The following is a 17,215-nucleotide window of genomic DNA, read 5'->3' on the forward strand; positions in this document are numbered from 1 at the left end:
GGGCAGCGATGTCCGAAGTCAGGAAGAGAGCATGAGTGCGATCGATTACGACATTGACACCGGGAGCATTGCCGGCCGTCCGACGGACGAGACGCCTGCGACCGGCGATCTCGACAGCGTGCGCCCGCTGCCGCGCATTTCGGTGCATGCCTTCTGCATCTCCGATGCGGTGCGGCGCGTCATGGAGCAATGTGCCCAGGATCGGCGCATGTCGCGGGCAAGCCTCAGGATCACCAGCGGCAATATCGCGGCGGCGGCGAGCATGTTCGCCTCGACGCCGACGCCCAACCTGATTATTCTGGAAACGGATGCCACTGCCGCCAATCTGATGGCGGAACTTTCGCCTCTCGCCGAAGTCTGCGATCCCGCGACGCGGGTCATCATCATCGGACGCCAGAACGACATCGCGCTCTATCGCGAACTGATGCGTAACGGCATTTCCGAATACATCGTCGCGCCTCTTTCGATGGCCGACGTCATGACGGCGGTCGCCGCCATTTTCGTCGACCCCGAAGCCGAACCGCTCGGTCGCAGCATCGCCTTCATCGGCGCAAAGGGCGGCGTCGGCTCGTCGACCATCGCGCACAACTGCGCATTCGGCATTTCGAGCCTGTTTTCGACGGAAACCATTCTCGCCGATCTCGACCTTCCCTTCGGGACCGCCAATATCGACTTCGACCAGGACCCTGCCCAGGGCATGGCGGAAGCGGTCTTTTCGCCTGAGCGGCTGGACGAAGTCTTCCTCGACCGCCTGCTGACCACATGTTCGCAGCATCTTTCGTTGCTGGCGGCTCCCTCGCTGCTCGACCGCGCCTACGACTACGACCCAGGCGCCTTCCAGCCAATCCTGGAACTCCTGCAACGCAGCGCACCGGTGACCGTACTAGACGTGCCGCATGTCTGGTCCGACTGGACCCGCACCGTCCTTGGCGAGGTCGACGAGATCGTCATCACCTGCACCCCGGATCTCGCCAACCTGCGCAATGCGAAGAACATGCTGGACGCCCTGAAGAAGATCAGGCCCAACGACAAAACACCGCATCTCGTTCTCAATCAGGTCGGCATGCCCAAGCGTCCGGAAATCTCGCCGCAGGATTTCTTCGAGCCGCTGGAAATCGAACCTGTCGCGATCATCCCCTTCGATGCCGCCCTGTTCGGCAACGCCGCCAATAGCGGCCGGATGATCTTTGAAATCGACGCGAAGTCGCCGACCTCGGAAACCTTCTCGCAGATCGCCCATCTCGTGACGGGCAGAGCAACGATCAAGAAGCCCAGGAAAGCGGGCCTCAGCAAGATGCTGAGCCTGCTCGGCAAGAAGTAACGGCAGGACGGAAACAGGTAAAAGCTGATGTTCGGAAAGCGCGGAAGCGACGGTTTTGGCAAGAGCGGGTCGGGGGTCGGCATGGCGCCGCCTGCAGGCGCGCCGGCTGTTGCAGCGCCGCCCCAGCGCAGCGCGGCCGCCGCACCGGAGCCCCTGCGCGAAGAACCGCGCCAGCAGGTAACGCCGCCGCCCTTGCAGGCGCAGCAACAACCTGGAGCGCGCAAGCGGCCGGCCCGCACGCAGGACTATTACGACACCAAATCCCAGGTGTTCTCGGCGCTGATCGACACCATCGACCTATCGCAGCTCGCCAAGCTTGATGGGGAAAGTGCGCGCGAAGAAATCCGCGACATCGTCAACGACATCATCACCATCAAGAATTTCGCGATGTCGATTTCCGAGCAGGAGGAACTGCTCGACGATATCTGCAACGACGTGCTGGGCTACGGCCCGCTGGAGCCGCTGCTCGCACGCGACGACATCGCCGACATCATGGTCAACGGCGCCGGCCAGACCTTCATCGAAGTGGGCGGCAAGACGATCGAATCGGATATCCGGTTCCGCGACAACGCCCAGCTCCTCTCCATCTGCCAGCGTATCGTGAGCCAGGTCGGCCGCCGCGTCGACGAATCGAGCCCGATCTGCGACGCACGCCTGCCGGACGGCTCCCGCGTCAACGTCATCGCACCGCCGCTCGCGATCGACGGTCCCGCTCTGACCATCCGAAAGTTCAAGAAGGACAAGCTCAATCTCGGCCAGCTCGTGAAGTTCGGCGCCATCACGCCGGAGGGCGCCGAGATCCTGCAGATCATAGGTCGCGTGCGCTGCAACGTCGTCATCTCGGGCGGAACGGGCTCGGGCAAGACGACGCTGCTCAACTGCCTGACCGGCTTCATCGATGCCGACGAGCGCATCATCACCTGCGAGGACACCGCAGAACTGCAACTGCAGCAGCCGCATGTGGTGCGTCTGGAAACCCGCCCGCCGAACATTGAGGGCGAGGGCGAAATCACCATGCGCGACCTCGTCAAGAACTGCCTGCGCATGCGTCCCGAACGCATCATCGTCGGCGAAGTGCGCGGACCGGAGGTGTTCGACCTCCTGCAGGCGATGAATACGGGCCATGACGGCTCGATGGGCACGATCCACGCAAACACGCCACGCGAATGCCTGTCGCGCATGGAATCGATGATCGCCATGGGCGGCTTTACGCTGCCGGCCAAAACCGTGCGCGAGATCATCTCGGGCTCCATCGACGTCATTATCCAGGCCGCCCGACTGCGCGACGGCTCGCGCCGCATCACCCATGTCACCGAAGTAATCGGCATGGAGGGCGATGTCATCATCACCCAGGATTTGCTGCGCTACGAGATCGAAGGAGAGGATCTGAACGGCCGGATTATCGGCCGGCACGTCTCGACGGGCATCGGCAAGCCGCATTTCTGGGACCGGGCACGTTATTACAACGAGGAGCGCCGACTGGCGGCCGCGCTGGACGCGATGGAACAAAAAAGCAAGGGGACCTGAGGAAGATGTTCGGTTTCGACCCGATCGTACTGGCCATCGTCGCGCTTGCAGCCGTCGCGACCGGCGGCGTCGCCTATGGTCTCCTGTACTCACAGATCGAGGTCGAGAAAAAGACCGCCAACCGCATCAACCGCGTCAAGGCGGCCGAGACGGATCATGCCAAGGTGAAAGCCGCCCGTGACCGCGTGCAGGAAATCTCCAAGCGGCGAAAATCGGTACAGGATTCGCTGAAAGAGCTGGAACGCAAGCAGCATGAGCGCCAGAAGAAAGCAGCGACCACCAGCCTCAAATCACGGCTGTCTCAGGCCGGGCTCTCGTTCGCTCCGAGCCAGTACTACACGTTCAGCGCCGTCTTCGGCGTCGTCATCGCGGTGTTCGCCTTCGTGGCCGGCCTGCCGCCCGTCGCGGTGCTCGGCGTCGCTTTCGTCGCCGGTCTCGGCGTGCCGCGCTGGCTTCTCGGCTTTATGATCGGCCGCCGGCAGAAGAAGTTCCTCAACGAGTTTCCCAATTCGCTAGATGTGATGGTCCGCTCCATCAAATCCGGCCTGCCGCTCAACGACGCGCTGCGGCTGATCGCGTCGGAAAGCCAGGAGCCGGTAAAGACGGAGTTCCGCCGGGTCATCGAATCCCAGCAGGTCGGCCTCAGCATTCCGGAAGCCTGCCAGCGCATGATGCTGACCATGCCGCTGCAGGAGATCAACTTCTTCTCGATCGTCATCGCCATCCAGAGCCAGGCCGGCGGCAACCTGTCGGAAGCGCTGGCAAATCTTTCGCGCGTCCTGCGCGACCGCAAGAAGATGAAGGCGAAGGTCAACGCTCTTTCGATGGAAGCCAAGGCATCGGCAGCCATCATCGGCGCCCTGCCCTTCATCGTTGCGCTGCTCGTCTATCTCACCTCGCCGCAATACATCATGATCCTGTTCACCGATTCCCGCGGCCATATGATCCTCGGCATCTCGGCGGTGTGGATGTCGATCGGCATCCTCGTGATGCGCAACATGATCAATTTCGACATCTAGGGACGGGCGATGACTGAAGAACTCGCGGCACGCCTGACAAACCCCTCGCTGATTATCGCCGCGCTCGTGGCGATCGCAGTGTTCGCAACGCTCTATACGATCGTCATACCCTTTCTCGAACGCAGCGACCTCGACAAGCGCATGAAGGCGGTCTCGACCGAGCGCGAGCAGATCCGCGCACGGGAGCGGGCCCGGATGAACGCCGAAACCGCCCGCGGCAAGGCGAGCCTTCGCGCCACCAACAACCAGTCGGTCAGGCAGATCGTCGAGCGCCTGAACCTGCGTCAGGCGTTGGTGGATGACGCGACGATGGACAAGCTGCGCGCCGCGGGCCTGCGCTCCCAGAACGCCTTGAACATTTTCCTGTTCGCGCGCTTCTTCCTGCCGTTCCTGACACTGGCGATCACCGCCATCTGGATCTTCGCGCTCGGCAACCTCGCAGACAAGCCCCTTCCCATCCGCCTGCTGGCCACCATCGTCGGCGGCTACGTCGGCTTTTACCTGCCGAACATCTATGTCTCGAACCGCATGACGAAGCGGCAGAAATCCATCCGCCGCGCCTGGCCGGACGCTCTGGACCTGATGCTGATCTGCGTCGAATCGGGAATTTCCATCGAGGCCGCCATGCGGCGTGTGGCGGATGAAATCGCCATCCAGTCACCGGAACTCGCCGAGGAAATGGTGCTGACCACGGCGGAGCTTTCCTTCCTGCCCGATCGTCGCACGGCGCTCGAAAACCTCGGTCTGCGCACGCAGCTTGAAGGCGTGAAGAACGTTACACAGGCGCTTATCCAGGCAGAACGCTATGGCACGCCCGTTGCACAGGCGCTGCGCGTGCTCGCACAGGAAGGCCGCGACGAGCGCATGAACGAAGCTGAAAAGAAGGCCGCGGCCTTGCCGCCAAAGCTTACGGTGCCGATGATCCTGTTCTTCCTGCCGGTGCTCGTCGCCGTCATTCTCGGCCCCGCCGGCATCCAGGTATCCGACCGGTTCTAAGCATCAAACAGGTTCCCGCTCTTGCCGGAACCGTTTCAATGCATCGTCGCTTCCCGCTCTTCCTGCAGCAGGGAAAGCGCATCGCGCAGGGCTTCAACGAGAATATCCGTCAGTTCATCGCCCTTGTTTTCGACGATGAGCATCTGCACCGCCATGTCCTGCTGTTCGAAGAAGTGATCGGGATCGTTCGTCATTTTCATATCCTATACGCGCCGAATCACATTTCGGCCTTAAGCCACCGTCGCCCCGGTGGCTTGCGCAAGGCTTTCAGACGATCCTGGTCGTTCAAAGGGTGCTGCGATCCCTGCATCCTCTCATGCCGGTTCGTCAGGCCGGAATGCCGGCAGCTTCCCCGGAGCCGGTCGCAACCAGCACTCCGAACTTCGAGAAGAACTCGCCCGCGAGTTTCTTGGCCGTCGAATCGATCAGCCTGGAGCCAAGCTGGGCGATCTTGCCGCCCACCTCAGCCTTCACGGTGTAGCTGAGGATCGTCGCGCCGGGACCATCGGCAGCAAGCGCCACATCGGCACCGCCCTTGGCAAAACCGGCGATACCACCCTTCCCCTCGCCGGAAATGGTATACGAATGCGGCGGATCGAGGTTCTGCAACTCCACGGCGCCTTCGAATTTCGCCTTGATTGGTCCAATCTTCAGCACCACCTTGGCGACCATATCGGTATCGGAGGTTTTTTCCAGGCTTTCGCAACCCGGTATAGCCTGCCTCAGGATTTCAGGATCGTTCAACGCCCGCCATACGGTTTCCACCGGAGCTTCGATCCGCTCGCTGCCGCTCATGTCCATGCTGCTTTCCTCCCTGAAGCGATCCGACCATACGCCCGCCACGCCCCTCCCCGGGCAAGACGTCAGTACCTGACCAACAGCTTACAGACACGGGGACGGATCGCAAGAAGCGAACATCGCCCGTCGAGGTTCGACGTCAGACGAACACGGCCTGTTCGATACGGTCCTCGGAGCCGAAGAACTTCAGATAGCGTTCCACCTCGGCCGGATCGCCGGTCGCCTTGCGTGGATTGTCTGAGAGCTTCACTGCGGGACGGCCATTGGCGTCGCTCACCTTGCAGACAAGCGAAATCGGCTTCAGGCCCTCGATCTCGCGGGGAGCGCAACCGGCGAAATCATTGGTGAGGTTGGTGCCCCAGCCGAAGCTCATACGCACACGGCCCTCGAAATGGCGATAGGTATCGATGATCGCTTCGACATCGAGCCCATCGGAGAAGATCAACAGCTTCTGCCGTGGATCGCGGCCCTTCTTCTTCCACCATTCGATGATCTTTTCCCCACCCTCGATCGGTGGGGCGCTGTCGGGGCGGAAACCCGTCCAGTCCGCGACCCAGTCCGGGGCGTTGCGCAGGAAGGCGGCCGTCCCGAAAGTATCGGGCAAAACGATCAGCAGATTGCCGCCATAGAGACGGTTCCAGTCCTGCATGACCTTGTAGTTTGCCGTCGCCAGCTCCTCGTCATTGTGTGCAAGGGCGGCCGTCACCATCGGAAGCTCGTGGGCGTTGGTGCCGACGGCCTCAAGATCGGAATCCATGGCGAGCAGCACGTTGCTGGTGCCCGTGAAGGCCGGGCCGATGCCTTCCTTCAACGCCTCGACGCACCAACGCTGCCAGAGGAAACTGTGGCGGCGGCGCGTGCCGAAATCCGAGATCCTGAGACCCGGCAGCTCCCGCAGGCGCTCGACCTTGGACCACATCTTGGCCTTGGCGCGGGCATAGAGCACATCCAGCGTGAAGAGCCCGAGCGACTTCGATACCTCGCGCGAACGAAGTTCATTGATGATGGCAAGCGCCGGGATCTCCCACATGGTGGTTTCCATCCACTTGCCATGGAAGTGAAGGTTGAACTGCCCGTCCTTCTTCGACAGTTCGTATTCGGGCAAGCGGAAGTTGGCGAGCCAGGCGAGGAATTCCGGTTCGAAGATCTGGGCGCGGCCGTAAAAGGTGTTGCCGGCCAGCCAGATCGCTTCCTTCTTGGTCAGCCGCAACGAACGGGCGAAATCGAGCTGGTCGCGGAGTTCCGCCTCATCGATCTCTTCCGCCAGCCGAACCGTCTTCGTCCGGTTGATGAGGCTGAAGGTTGCATTCACATCCGGATAGAGCTTCCAGATCATCTGCAGCATCAGCAGTTTGTAGAAATCCGTATCGATCAGGCTGCGGATGATCGGGTCAAGCTTCCATGTGTGGTTGAAAACCCGTGTCGCGATATCGGTCTTGGTCATCGGCGGACAGTCCTGCAAACCGCGGCCGGCTTTGACCGCTCTCCGCGACCGGATTCAGCCCGGCCGCTTCAGGCGTCCCTTATCAGAAATTCGGTTCTGAAAGTCCATATCCCCGCTGGATTACTGTTGCGGCGGACTGGTCTGCGCAGGCGGCGTCGTTTCCTGCGGCGCCGGCTGGTTGGACGGGTTTTCCGGCGCAATCGCATTGCCCCACCATTCGACGGGTATCCAGACCAGCAGCGCGAGGACAAGGCCCGCAAGCAGGATAATCAGCACCGGCCTTCCCAGAAAGCCCTGTCTCGCCTCGTTGGGGGACAAGGGCTTTTCGTTCGGGTTTTCGATGCCCGGTTCGGCCTCTGAGCGACGTGGGTCAGAACGCGTATCCATGGACAATCTCCCTGGTTTCGGCGCCAGAGCATGCGCCAACATACCAGAGGAACGAGAAGGGCCGGGATTAGGTTCCGAAAAAGGCGTCAGTAACCTGCCACGCGGTCGACCACATGCTGCAGGGAAGTCCCCTCTTCCAGACGAATCATCTGTCTTTCCGCGTGACGGAAAAGGGCCCTGACATCGGAGGAGGCCGCGACATGGGGCGTGACGATCACAGTCTCGAAACCCCAGAGAGGGCTTTCCGGTTCGAGCGGCTCCTTTTCGAACACATCGAGCGAGGCGGCTCCGAGTACGCCCTCTTCAAGCGCCGCAACGATATCGGCCTCAACCTGGCTGCCGCCGCGGCCGGCATTGACGAAGACGGGCTTTTCAAGCGCCCCGCCCTGGCGAAGCCTGGCAAACAGCGAGGCGTTATAAATGCCCCGCGTCTCCTCGGTGAGCGGCAACAGGCCGACGAGAATGTCCGTCCTTGCTAGAAAAGTATCGAGTCCGGCCTGGTCGAAGGTCTCGATGCCTTCGATCACCTTCATGCTGCGCGACCAGCCCACAACATCGAAGCCCATGACCTTCAGCTTGCGGACGGCGTCCTGACCAAGGACGCCGAGCCCCATGACGCCGACGGTGACATCGCAGGCCTCCGGCTGCGGATCGAGATCGCGCCATTCGCGGCTCTTCTGCTGGCGCGCATAGGCGAGCGACCTGCGCAGGTGGATCAGACATTGCAAGACGACCCACTCGCTCATGCGATCGGTCAGGCTGCGGTCTACGAAGCGCACGATCGGCACATCCGGCAGCTCGTAAGCCCTCAGGATATGGTCGACGCCGGCACCGCCGGAGAAGATGACCTTGAGATCCGGCATGCGGGAGAACAGCGCCGGATCCGGCTTCCAGACGACCGCATAGGCAATGCCGGAAAGATCGCGGCCGGCATTCTCGGCTAAGGCCATGTCGATGATCTCGCGACCGGGAAAGGCGTTCTTCAGGCCTGCAACGACGCTCTCGCGTTCGAACTTCAGGTCGATGACGACGGGGCTCTTGTCGGACATGGTCACTCTTTCGGTAAGCCGGATATTACTGACTGATGCCGCCGATCTCGACGGCCTCGAGATTGAAGGCGGCGGCCATCAGGGCGCGGGTATAATCTTCCCTCGGCTCGGAGAAGATCGCGCTCGACGGCCCCTGCTCCACAACCTTGCCGGCGCGCATGACGATCACTTCGTTGGCGAGCGCCTTCACCACGCGCAGGTCGTGGCTGATGAAGAGATAGGCGAGGTCGTGCTTCTTCTGCAGGTCGCGCAGCAGGTCGACCACCTGCGCCTGCACCGTCATATCGAGAGCCGAGGTCGGTTCGTCGAGCATGACGAAACGGGGTTTCAGAACCATGGCGCGGGCAATCGCGATACGCTGACGCTGACCGCCGGAAAACTCGTGCGGGTAACGCCAGCGGGTCGCCGTATCGAGGCCGACCTCCTCCAGAGCCCAGCAGACACGGGCATCGCGCTCGTCTGCCGACAGCGCGCTTTCGTGAACCTTCAGGCCTTCCGCAATGATCTCCCCTACCGACATGCGGGGGCTGAGCGATCCGTAGGGGTCCTGGAAGACGATCTGCAGGCGGTCGCGCAGCGGACGCATCTCGCGATAGGAGAACCCGGCAATCTCCTGCCCGATGAAGCTGATGCGCCCCTTCGACGAGATAAGGCGGGCAAGCGCCAGACCGAGCGTCGTTTTGCCCGAGCCGGACTCACCCACGACGCCGAGCGTCTGGCCGGCGCGCAGCACCATGTCGACGCCATCGACGGCCTTCACATGATCGACCACCTTGCGCAGGAAACCGGACTTGATCGGAAACCAGACGCGGATGTCGTCGCCCTTCATCACCACCGGCTTCGTCTCGTCGAGCGCCGGAGGTTCGCCGCGCGGCTCGGAGGCGAGCAGCTTCTTCGTATAGTCGTGCTGCGGATCAGTGAAGATATCCTCCACCGGCCCGCTTTCGACAATCTGCCCCTTGGTCATGACGCAAACCCGGTCGGCAAACTTGCGCACGATGCCGAGATCATGCGTGATGAACAGCATGGACATGCCGTGATCGGCCTTGAGTTGACGAAGAAGCGCCAGGATCTGCGCCTGAACGGTCACATCGAGCGCCGTCGTCGGCTCGTCGGCGATCAACAGCTTCGGCCGGTTGGCGAGCGCCATGGCGATCATCACGCGCTGGCGCTGGCCGCCGGACAACTCGTGCGGATAGGCGGAAAGGCGCTTTTCCGGTTCGCGGATGCCGACCTGCCGGAGAAGCTCCAGCGTCCGTTCGCGCGCTGTAGGTCCGCTCATCGCCTGATGCAGTTCGAGTATCTCGCCGATCTGCTTCTCGATGGAGTGGAGCGGATTGAGCGAGGTCATCGGCTCCTGAAAGATCATCGTCACGTCATTGCCGCGCACTTGACGAAGTTCCGCCTCGGGAAGCTTGAGAAGATCACGACCCTCGAACAGGATCTCTCCCGAAGGATGGCTCGCCGCCGGATAAGGCAGGAGACGCAGCACCGAATTCGCCGAGACGGACTTGCCGGAGCCGGATTCGCCGACCAGCGCCACGACTTCGCCCGGGGCAATGTCGAAGGAGACGCGGTCAACTGCAAGGGTTTCCCTGCCCCCCTGGTGGAAGGCGACCGAGAGATCGCGGACGGACAGAAGCGGAGCGGTCATCTGAAGGCCTTCCTCGGATCGAAAGCATCACGCACGGCTTCGCCGACGAAGATCAGGAGCGACAGCATGATCGACATGGTGAAGAAAGCGGTGAGGCCGAGCCACGGAGCCTGCAGGTTGCGCTTGCCCTGGGCGATGAGTTCGCCAAGAGAGGGCGAGCCCGGCGGCATGCCGAACCCTAGGAAATCGAGCGAGGTCAGCGTGGTGATCGAGCCGGAGAGAATGAAGGGCAGGAAGGTGAGGGTTGCGACCATGGCGTTCGGCAGCAGGTGCCGGAACATGATCGTCCAGTTGCCGACGCCGAGCGCGCGGGCGGCGTTCACATATTCGAAATTGCGAGCACGCAGGAACTCGGCGCGCACGATGCCGACGAAACTGACCCATGAGAAGAGCAGCATAATGCCGAGCAGCACGAAGAAACCCGGCGGCAGGATCGCGGCAATGATGAGCAGGATGTAGAGCACCGGCATTGAGGACCAGATCTCGATGAAACGCTGCATCAGAAGATCGGTCCAGCCACCGAAATAGCCTTGCACCGCACCGGCGGTGACGCCGACGAGCGCCGAACAGATGGTGAGCGCGAGGCCGAACAGCACGGAGATACGGAAGCCGTAGATCATCCGGGCGGCAACGTCGCGCGCCTGGTCGTCGGTGCCGAGCCAGTTGAGATTGCCGAGATTGCAGTTCGGGTCCTGATCCTTGAGCGGGTAGGCCGAGCAGCGCTCCGCCTTGTCCATCAGCCAGAAGGGCGCCGTCGGCGCGGAATGGGGAATGTCCGAATTCACGGTGCGGTAGGAATAGCGGATCGGCGGCCAGACCATCCAGCCGTTGGCGTTGATCTCGTCGCTGATGAAAGGCGAGCGGTAGTCGGTGACCGCCAGGAAGCCGCCGAACTTTTCCTCTGGATAGTCAACCAAGACGGGGAACAGGATCTCGCCCTTGTAGGAGGCGATCAACGGCCGGTCGTTGGCGATGAATTCGGCAAACAGCGACAGGACGAAAAGGATCATGAAGAGCCAGAAGGACCAGTAGCCGCGACGATTGGCCTTGAAGTTTTCAAGACGCCGTAAATTCGTCGGCGAAAACCATGGCTTCTTCACGGGAGCTGCGACATCGGTGCGGGCGGTTTCGACGGAAGACATGTCAGACATCCCTCCGGTCGAAATCGATGCGCGGATCGATCCAGGTATAGATCAGGTCGGAGACGAGACCGACGACAAGGCCCATCAGCGAGAAGATGTAGAGGGTGGCAAAGACGACGGGGTAATCGCGATTGACCACCGAGAGATAGCCGAGCCGGCCGAGGCCATCGAGCGAGAAGATGTTCTCGATCAATAGAGAACCGGTGAAGAAGGCCGAGATGAAGGCTCCGGGGATGCCGGCGATGACGATCAGCATGGCGTTGCGGAACACATGGCCGTAAAGCACCTGCCGTTCGTTCAGGCCCTTGGCGCGGGCGGTCACGACATACTGCTTCTTGATCTCGTCGATGAAGGAATTCTTGGTGAGCAGCGTGGTGGTGGCAAAGGCCGAAAGCGACAGCGCGATCAGCGGCAAGGTCAGGTGCCAGAAGTAGTCGACGATCTTTTCCCACCAGGACAGCTGGGCGAAATTGTCGGAGACGAGACCGCGCAGCGGGAACCAGTCGAAGAAGGAACCGCCGGCGAAGAGCACGATCAGCAGGATACCGAACAGGAAGCTCGGTACGGCGTAGCCGATGACGATGACACCAGAGGTCCAGACATCGAAGGGGGAGCCGTCCGCGACGGCCTTCTTGATGCCGAGCGGGATCGAAATCGCATAGGAGAAGATCAGGATCCAGACTCCAAGCGAGATCGACACCGGCATCTTCTCGACGATCAGGTCGATGACCGTGGCGTTGCGGAAGAAGCTCTCGCCGAAATCGAAGCGGATATAGTTCCACATCATCTCGAGGAAGCGGGTCAGAGGCGGCTTGTCGAAGCCGAACTGCTTCTCGAGCTTGGCGATGAGTTCCGGATCGAGCCCCTGAGCGCCGCGATACTTGGCGTTCATCTCGTCATTGCCGAACTGCTGGTTGAGCATGTCGCCGCCGCCGGAAAGGCGCTGGTCGGCGCTGTCTCCCTGCCCGGTCAGCTGGGCAATGACCTGTTCGACAGGGCCGCCCGGGGCAAACTGGATGACAAGGAAGGAAATGCCCATGATCCCGACGATGGTCGGGATCATCAGCAGGAGACGCCGAAGGATATAGGCACCCATCAGGCCGTCTCTCCCGCGCGGTGCACGATGTCCGTCTCAAGTCCCGATTTCAATCCGTTCGTCCTTTCCCGCCGGCAGACGGCCTGCCGGCCCATGCGATTCGTGGGGTTTATTGGTAGCTGCTCAAATGTGGCGCGCAAGCCCCGCCAATCACTTCGACGCCCCTTTGGCCCACCAGATGGACGGAAAGCCGATACCGTATGTCGGCAATTCCGCCGGTCGGCCGAACTTGTCCCAATAGGCGATGCGCGAGGACCGCATGGTGTAGGAGGGCACAGTGTAGCTTCCCGCCAGCAGAAGGCGATCGAGCGCCTTTACCGTCGGTATCAGCGTTTCGCGATCCTTGACGAAGATGATCTGATTAATCAGCTTGTCGATCGCGGGACTGGAGATGCCGGCATAGTTCTGCGACCCCTCCTGACCGACCGACTGCGAACCCCAGTAGTTCTTCTGCTCGTTGCCGGGATTGAGGCTCTGAGCCCAGCCGAGATAAATCATATCGTAGTCGAAGCTTCTGACGCGGTTGGCATATTGGGAGGCATCGACCGTCCTCACCGACACCGTGACGCCGATCTTCTTCAGGTTGTCCGCGAACGGCAACGCCACCCTCTCGATGGTCGGTCCGTTCAGCAGGATTTCGAAGGAAAGCGGTGTTCCGCTCTTCGTATCGGTCATCCGGCCGCCGCGGATCTCGTAGCCGGCCTCACGGAAGAGCGATATGGCGGTGCGGAGGTTGTCGCGCAGCTTTGCGGGATCGCCTGCCACCGGATTCTTGTATTCGGTCGTGAAAACTTCAGGCGGCACGCCGTCGCCCAACCCTTTCAGGATTTCCAGTTCCTTGCCTTCCGGCAAACCGCTGGATGCGAGTTCGGAGCCGTAGAAATAGCTGTCGATGCGCTGATACTGGCCGAAAAAGATCGTGCGGTTCAGTTCCTCGAAGTCGAAGGCATAGTTCAGGGCCTTGCGCAAACGCGGGTCCTTGAACTTGTCGCGGCGCATGTTGGGAATGAAACCGACGAGAACGCCCGATGTCTTGTATTCGTTGTCGAGCACCTCGCGCTTGACGCGGCCGTCAGCAACGGCGGGAAAATCATAGGAGCGCGCCCAGCGCATGGCGGAATTCTCAGCCCAGTAATCGACATTGCCGGACCGGAAGGCCTCGAACTCGACATCGAGGTCGGCAAAATAGGTGTAGGTCTGGCTGCGGAAGTTGTCGTAGCCGATGTTGACGTTGATATCCCTGCCCCAATAGTCGTCGCGAAGCTCATAACGGACCGTCGAGCCCGGCGAGAAGGAAGCGATGCGATAAGGGCCTGAGCCCATGATCGGCTCCAGAGTGGTCTTCGAGATGTCGCGCGGCTTGCCGTCCGGGCCATTGGCCGTCCACCAGTGCATGGGAACGATGTCGATCTCGCCGACGATGACCGGCAATTCGCGATTGTTCTTCTCGTCGAAGGTGAAGGTGACTTCGCGCTCTCCGGTCTTTTCCGCCTTCAGCACATGCTGGTAATAGCTGGCATATTTCGGATTGAGATCCTTGAACTTCTCGAAGCTGAAGACGACATCCTCGGGCGTGACCGGCTGGCCGTCCGCCCATTTCGCTTCCGGCCGCAGGCGGAATTTCACCCAGGCGTAATCTTCGGGATAGGCGACGGCTTCGGCCAGCAGACCGTAGACCGCATCGACCTCGTCCATCGACGGCTTCAGCAGTGTCTCGGTTACCAACGAGAGGCGCGGCGTCAGGCCGGCGGCGAGTTCGCCCTTGTCGAGCACGGGGTTGAAGGTGTCGAAGGTGCCGGAAGCAGAGAGCTTCAGATCGCCGGCTTTCGGCGCATCGGGATTGACGTAGTTGAACCGGGGGAAATCCTTGGGATATTTCGGCGCCTCGATGACCGAGATCGCATGCCGCCATTCGGGCTCCTGCGCCTGCAAGGCCTGCGGCGCAAGCGCCGCCAGTGCACACGTGAAGACACCTGTCCTCAGGAAAGCCAATCCCATGCAAATCACCCCTGTTGTTTTTCATTGAGACCAGCATAGGCCAAACCTCGGCAAAAAACAGACCGTGCCGGGATCACGATACGATCACGGATTCAACAAAATCGGCATTCAGGTTAAAGTTGAAGCAAATCACCCGCCGGAGCGGGATTGGGAAAATGCGGCGGACAGCATGACGATGAGAGCGGTTTCGAGGCGGCTGGCAGTTGCGCTGGCCTTTGCGGCAAGCATGGCGGGCGCCATCGCGGACGGATGGGCGGCAGACGGCCCGCCCGCCAAGGAGCTTTTCGGCGGAATGAAGCTGCCGACGCGAGCTGATCCGAGTTCCTACGGCTTCTATTCGAAGGGCTGCCTTGCCGGCGGGGTCGCCATTCCGACCGACGGGCCCACCTGGCAGGCGATGCGGCTTTCACGCAACCGCCGTTGGGGCCATCCGCAGATGATCTCGCTGCTGGAACGCCTGTCGCAGGACGCCGCGAAGTATGACGGCTGGCCGGGATTGCTGCTTGGCGACATCTCCCAGCCGCGCGGCGGACCGATGCTCTCCGGACACGCCTCCCACCAGATAGGCCTCGATGCGGACATCTGGCTGACGCCGATGCCGTCGCGCACGCTGTCGGCCAATGAGCGCGAAAATATCTCGGCGACCTCCATGCTGAAGAAGAATGCCTTCCTGACCGTCGATCCGAACATCTGGACGCCGGCGCATGCGCGCGTCATCATGCGGGCTGCGAGCTATCCGCAGGTAGAGCGCATTTTCGTCAACCCGGCGATCAAGAAGAAGCTGTGCGAGACCTGGAAGGGCGACCGCACCGATCTCGGCAAGGTGCGGCCCTATTACGGCCATGACTACCATTTCCACGTCCGCATCAAGTGCCCCGCCGATGCCGCCGGCTGCAAGGACCAGGCCGGCATTCCGCCCGGCGACGGCTGCGACAAGTCTCTCGCATGGTGGTTTACCGACGAGCCCTGGGCGAAGCCGAAGAAAGATCCCAATGCGAAACCTGCGCCGAAACCGAAACCGATGCAGCTTTCAGACCTGCCGAAAGCCTGCGCCATGGTGCTGAACGCGCCTTCCGTCGACAGCGAATGGGCAGCGACCTATTCCGCAAATGGTGCAGCCCCCGTTTCGGCGCACGCCGCAACGCCCGAGCCGGCGGCTGCAGGCGCGGCCATTGCAGCCCAGATGCCGGACAATGCACCAGCCGATGTTCCGGTTCCGTTGCCCCGTCCTGCCGGCAACTGAGCTCGCACAGGCCCGGCTTGCCTCAAGGCCGGGCTTTTCAACCGCTTCCGGCTGCGATAGAAGGCGTTCAAATCGATTGAAAATCCGGACCGAGGCGCTTCGTGACCGCTCAAAAATGTATCGCCCTGATTGCCCATGACCAGAAGAAGGACGATATGGCGGAATTTGCCCGCCAGCACGAGGCCGAGCTTGCAAAGCAACGCATCGTGGCGACCGGCACGACCGGCGGGCGCATCAAGGAGGCCTGTCCCTCGCTTGACGTCACGCGACTGAAAAGCGGTCCGCTTGGCGGCGATCAGCAGATCGGCGCGATGATCGCGACCGGAGAGGTCGATATGCTGATCTTCTTCGTCGACCCTTTGACATCCATGCCTCATGATGTCGATGTAAAAGCGCTGATGCGGCTTGCAACGGTCTATGACATTCCGATGGCCCTGAACCGCGCCACCGCAGAAATCCTCCTGACCCCAGGGGCCCAGAACGCCTGAGCCCCCAAAGGCCCGACACGGAACCCGCCATGCCCAAGTCCCTCGAAAACGAACAGCTCACGTTCCCCATCCTGATCGGCGACATCGGGGGCACGAATGCGCGCTTCTCCATCCTGATCGACGCCTATGCCGAGCCGAAGCAGTTTCCGAACGTGCATACCGCGGATTTCGCGACCATCGACGAGGCGATCCAGGTCACGGTTCTCGACAAGACCTCGGTACAGCCGCGCTCGGCGATCCTGGCGATTGCCGGCCCGATCAACGACGACGAGATCCCGCTGACCAATTGCGACTGGGTGGTGCGTCCCAAGGCGATGATCTCCGATCTCGGATTTTCCGACGTTCTCGTTGTCAACGACTTCGAGGCGCAGGCGCTGGCGATCGCCTCGCTCGCCGATCAATATCGCGAACCGATCGGCGAGCACGGGGACACCTCACTTGCCTCGCGCGTCGTTCTCGGTCCCGGCACCGGACTTGGCGTTGCCGGTCTCGTGCATGCCCAGCACATGTGGTTTCCCGTTCCCGGCGAGGGCGGGCACGTGGATGTCGGTCCGCGCAGCGAGCGCGACTATGAGATCTTTCCGCATCTGACGCCGATCGAAGGACGCATTTCGGCCGAGCAATTGCTGAGCGGCCGGGGCATTCTCAACATCTACGGCGCCGTGTGCGCCGCAAGCGGCATCGAGCCGGTCTACAAGGATCCGGCCGAGGTGACCACGAATGCGCTCTCCGGCGCCGACCCGGCCGCCGTTGAAACCGTCTCACTTTTCGTGACCTATCTCGGGCGGGTCGCCGGCGACATGGCGCTGATCTTCATGGCGCGCGGCGGCGTCTTCCTCGCCGGCGGCATTTCCCAGAAGATCATTCCGGCGCTGAAGAGACCGGAGTTCCGGCAGGCTTTCGAGGATAAGGCGCCCCACAGCCATCTGATGAAGACCATTCCGACCTTCGTCGTCACCCATCCGCTGGCAGCACTTTCGGGACTTGCCACCTATGCCCGGACGCCCGGCAGTTTCGGGCTTGCGACCGAGGGCCGCCGCTGGCGCCGCTGAT

16 protein-coding genes are annotated in these 17,215 nt (G+C 61.7%); 7 read left to right on the plus strand and 9 right to left on the minus strand.

The window, feature by feature from the left end; genetic code table 11:
* Positions 1-31 precede the first annotated feature (31 nt).
* Genes J5N58_RS19390 through J5N58_RS19405 form a run of 4 tightly spaced genes read left to right on the plus strand, consistent with a single transcriptional unit; the run spans position 32 to position 4,863 of the window.
* Positions 32-1,321: a CpaE/TadZ family protein gene (locus J5N58_RS19390; RefSeq protein ID WP_112827513.1), complete on the plus strand. Its 1,290-nt coding sequence runs from the start codon at positions 32-34 to the stop codon at positions 1,319-1,321.
* 27 nt (positions 1,322-1,348) lie between these two features.
* Positions 1,349-2,848 (plus strand): TadA family conjugal transfer-associated ATPase, encoded by a 1,500-nt coding sequence (locus tag J5N58_RS19395; RefSeq protein WP_112827512.1) that lies wholly within the window; start codon positions 1,349-1,351, stop codon positions 2,846-2,848.
* A gap of 5 nt (positions 2,849-2,853) precedes the next feature.
* Positions 2,854-3,867 (plus strand): type II secretion system F family protein, encoded by a 1,014-nt coding sequence (locus J5N58_RS19400; protein ID WP_112827511.1) that lies wholly within the window; start codon positions 2,854-2,856, stop codon positions 3,865-3,867.
* A gap of 9 nt (positions 3,868-3,876) precedes the next feature.
* Positions 3,877-4,863, plus strand: coding sequence for a type II secretion system F family protein (locus tag J5N58_RS19405; RefSeq protein WP_112827510.1), 987 nt, complete (start codon positions 3,877-3,879; stop codon positions 4,861-4,863).
* A gap of 35 nt (positions 4,864-4,898) precedes the next feature.
* Here the strand turns inward: J5N58_RS19405 and J5N58_RS19410 are convergent, their stop codons facing one another.
* The 9 genes from J5N58_RS19410 to J5N58_RS19450 form a co-directional block, all read right to left on the minus strand.
* Positions 4,899-5,057: a hypothetical protein gene (locus J5N58_RS19410; RefSeq protein ID WP_244712404.1), complete on the minus strand. Its 159-nt coding sequence runs from the start codon at positions 5,055-5,057 to the stop codon at positions 4,899-4,901.
* A gap of 133 nt (positions 5,058-5,190) precedes the next feature.
* Entirely contained in the window at positions 5,191-5,664 is a 474-nt protein-coding gene (locus tag J5N58_RS19415) for an SRPBCC family protein (protein ID WP_244712407.1), read from the minus strand.
* A 136-nt stretch (positions 5,665-5,800) separates the two neighbouring features.
* The gene (gene pncB, locus J5N58_RS19420) at positions 5,801-7,105 is read right to left on the minus strand and encodes a nicotinate phosphoribosyltransferase (RefSeq protein WP_113447133.1); all 1,305 of its coding nucleotides are present in this window, start codon (positions 7,103-7,105) and stop codon (positions 5,801-5,803) included.
* Positions 7,106-7,225: 120 nt separating this feature from the next.
* Positions 7,226-7,492 (minus strand): hypothetical protein, encoded by a 267-nt coding sequence (locus J5N58_RS19425; protein WP_244712409.1) that lies wholly within the window; start codon positions 7,490-7,492, stop codon positions 7,226-7,228.
* An 86-nt stretch (positions 7,493-7,578) separates the two neighbouring features.
* Positions 7,579-8,541, minus strand: coding sequence for a 2-hydroxyacid dehydrogenase (locus J5N58_RS19430; RefSeq protein WP_244712411.1), 963 nt, complete (start codon positions 8,539-8,541; stop codon positions 7,579-7,581).
* 25 nt (positions 8,542-8,566) lie between these two features.
* Positions 8,567-10,195 (minus strand): ABC transporter ATP-binding protein, encoded by a 1,629-nt coding sequence (locus J5N58_RS19435; RefSeq protein ID WP_244712421.1) that lies wholly within the window; start codon positions 10,193-10,195, stop codon positions 8,567-8,569.
* On the minus strand, positions 10,192-11,337 hold the full coding sequence (locus J5N58_RS19440) for an ABC transporter permease (protein WP_112827505.1): 1,146 nt from the start codon (positions 11,335-11,337) through the stop codon (positions 10,192-10,194). The genes J5N58_RS19435 and J5N58_RS19440 overlap by 4 nt, the downstream gene beginning before the upstream one ends.
* 1 nt (position 11,338) lies before the next feature.
* Positions 11,339-12,433 (minus strand): microcin C ABC transporter permease YejB, encoded by a 1,095-nt coding sequence (locus tag J5N58_RS19445; RefSeq protein ID WP_112827504.1) that lies wholly within the window; start codon positions 12,431-12,433, stop codon positions 11,339-11,341.
* Between the two features lie 150 nt (positions 12,434-12,583).
* Positions 12,584-14,431 carry an extracellular solute-binding protein gene (locus J5N58_RS19450; RefSeq protein WP_244712424.1) on the minus strand — a complete coding sequence of 616 codons (1,848 nt, stop codon included), beginning with the start codon at positions 14,429-14,431 and terminating at the stop codon, positions 12,584-12,586.
* A gap of 175 nt (positions 14,432-14,606) precedes the next feature.
* Between J5N58_RS19450 and mepA the strand changes: the two genes are divergently transcribed.
* The 3 genes from mepA to J5N58_RS19465 all read left to right on the plus strand — a co-directional run bounded on the left by mepA (position 14,607) and on the right by J5N58_RS19465 (position 17,214).
* Positions 14,607-15,674 carry a penicillin-insensitive murein endopeptidase gene (mepA, locus tag J5N58_RS19455; protein WP_425314480.1) on the plus strand — a complete coding sequence of 356 codons (1,068 nt, stop codon included), beginning with the start codon at positions 14,607-14,609 and terminating at the stop codon, positions 15,672-15,674.
* A 101-nt stretch (positions 15,675-15,775) separates the two neighbouring features.
* Positions 15,776-16,162, plus strand: coding sequence for a methylglyoxal synthase (locus tag J5N58_RS19460; RefSeq protein WP_112827501.1), 387 nt, complete (start codon positions 15,776-15,778; stop codon positions 16,160-16,162).
* A gap of 29 nt (positions 16,163-16,191) precedes the next feature.
* Positions 16,192-17,214 (plus strand): glucokinase, encoded by a 1,023-nt coding sequence (locus J5N58_RS19465; RefSeq protein WP_244712426.1) that lies wholly within the window; start codon positions 16,192-16,194, stop codon positions 17,212-17,214.
* Position 17,215: the final 1 nt, after the last annotated feature.

The organism is Paenirhizobium cremeum (assembly GCF_022884085.1).
GTDB classification, from domain to species: Bacteria; Pseudomonadota; Alphaproteobacteria; order Rhizobiales; family Rhizobiaceae; genus Allorhizobium; species Allorhizobium cremeum.

Coding starts and splice junctions, on each gene's coding strand:
- J5N58_RS19390 (WP_112827513.1), top strand. CDS start 32: ATGAGTGCGATCGATTACGACATTGACACCGGGAGCATTGCCGGCCGT.
- J5N58_RS19395 (WP_112827512.1), top strand. CDS start 1,349: ATGTTCGGAAAGCGCGGAAGCGACGGTTTTGGCAAGAGCGGGTCGGGG.
- J5N58_RS19400 (WP_112827511.1), top strand. CDS start 2,854: ATGTTCGGTTTCGACCCGATCGTACTGGCCATCGTCGCGCTTGCAGCC.
- J5N58_RS19405 (WP_112827510.1), top strand. CDS start 3,877: ATGACTGAAGAACTCGCGGCACGCCTGACAAACCCCTCGCTGATTATC.
- J5N58_RS19410 (WP_244712404.1), bottom strand. CDS start 5,057: ATGACGAACGATCCCGATCACTTCTTCGAACAGCAGGACATGGCGGTG.
- J5N58_RS19415 (WP_244712407.1), bottom strand. CDS start 5,664: ATGGACATGAGCGGCAGCGAGCGGATCGAAGCTCCGGTGGAAACCGTA.
- pncB (WP_113447133.1), bottom strand. CDS start 7,105: ATGACCAAGACCGATATCGCGACACGGGTTTTCAACCACACATGGAAG.
- J5N58_RS19425 (WP_244712409.1), bottom strand. CDS start 7,492: ATGGATACGCGTTCTGACCCACGTCGCTCAGAGGCCGAACCGGGCATC.
- J5N58_RS19430 (WP_244712411.1), bottom strand. CDS start 8,541: ATGTCCGACAAGAGCCCCGTCGTCATCGACCTGAAGTTCGAACGCGAG.
- J5N58_RS19435 (WP_244712421.1), bottom strand. CDS start 10,195: ATGACCGCTCCGCTTCTGTCCGTCCGCGATCTCTCGGTCGCCTTCCAC.
- J5N58_RS19440 (WP_112827505.1), bottom strand. CDS start 11,337: ATGTCTTCCGTCGAAACCGCCCGCACCGATGTCGCAGCTCCCGTGAAG.
- J5N58_RS19445 (WP_112827504.1), bottom strand. CDS start 12,433: ATGGGTGCCTATATCCTTCGGCGTCTCCTGCTGATGATCCCGACCATC.
- J5N58_RS19450 (WP_244712424.1), bottom strand. CDS start 14,431: ATGGGATTGGCTTTCCTGAGGACAGGTGTCTTCACGTGTGCACTGGCG.
- mepA (WP_425314480.1), top strand. CDS start 14,607: ATGAGAGCGGTTTCGAGGCGGCTGGCAGTTGCGCTGGCCTTTGCGGCA.
- J5N58_RS19465 (WP_244712426.1), top strand. CDS start 16,192: ATGCCCAAGTCCCTCGAAAACGAACAGCTCACGTTCCCCATCCTGATC.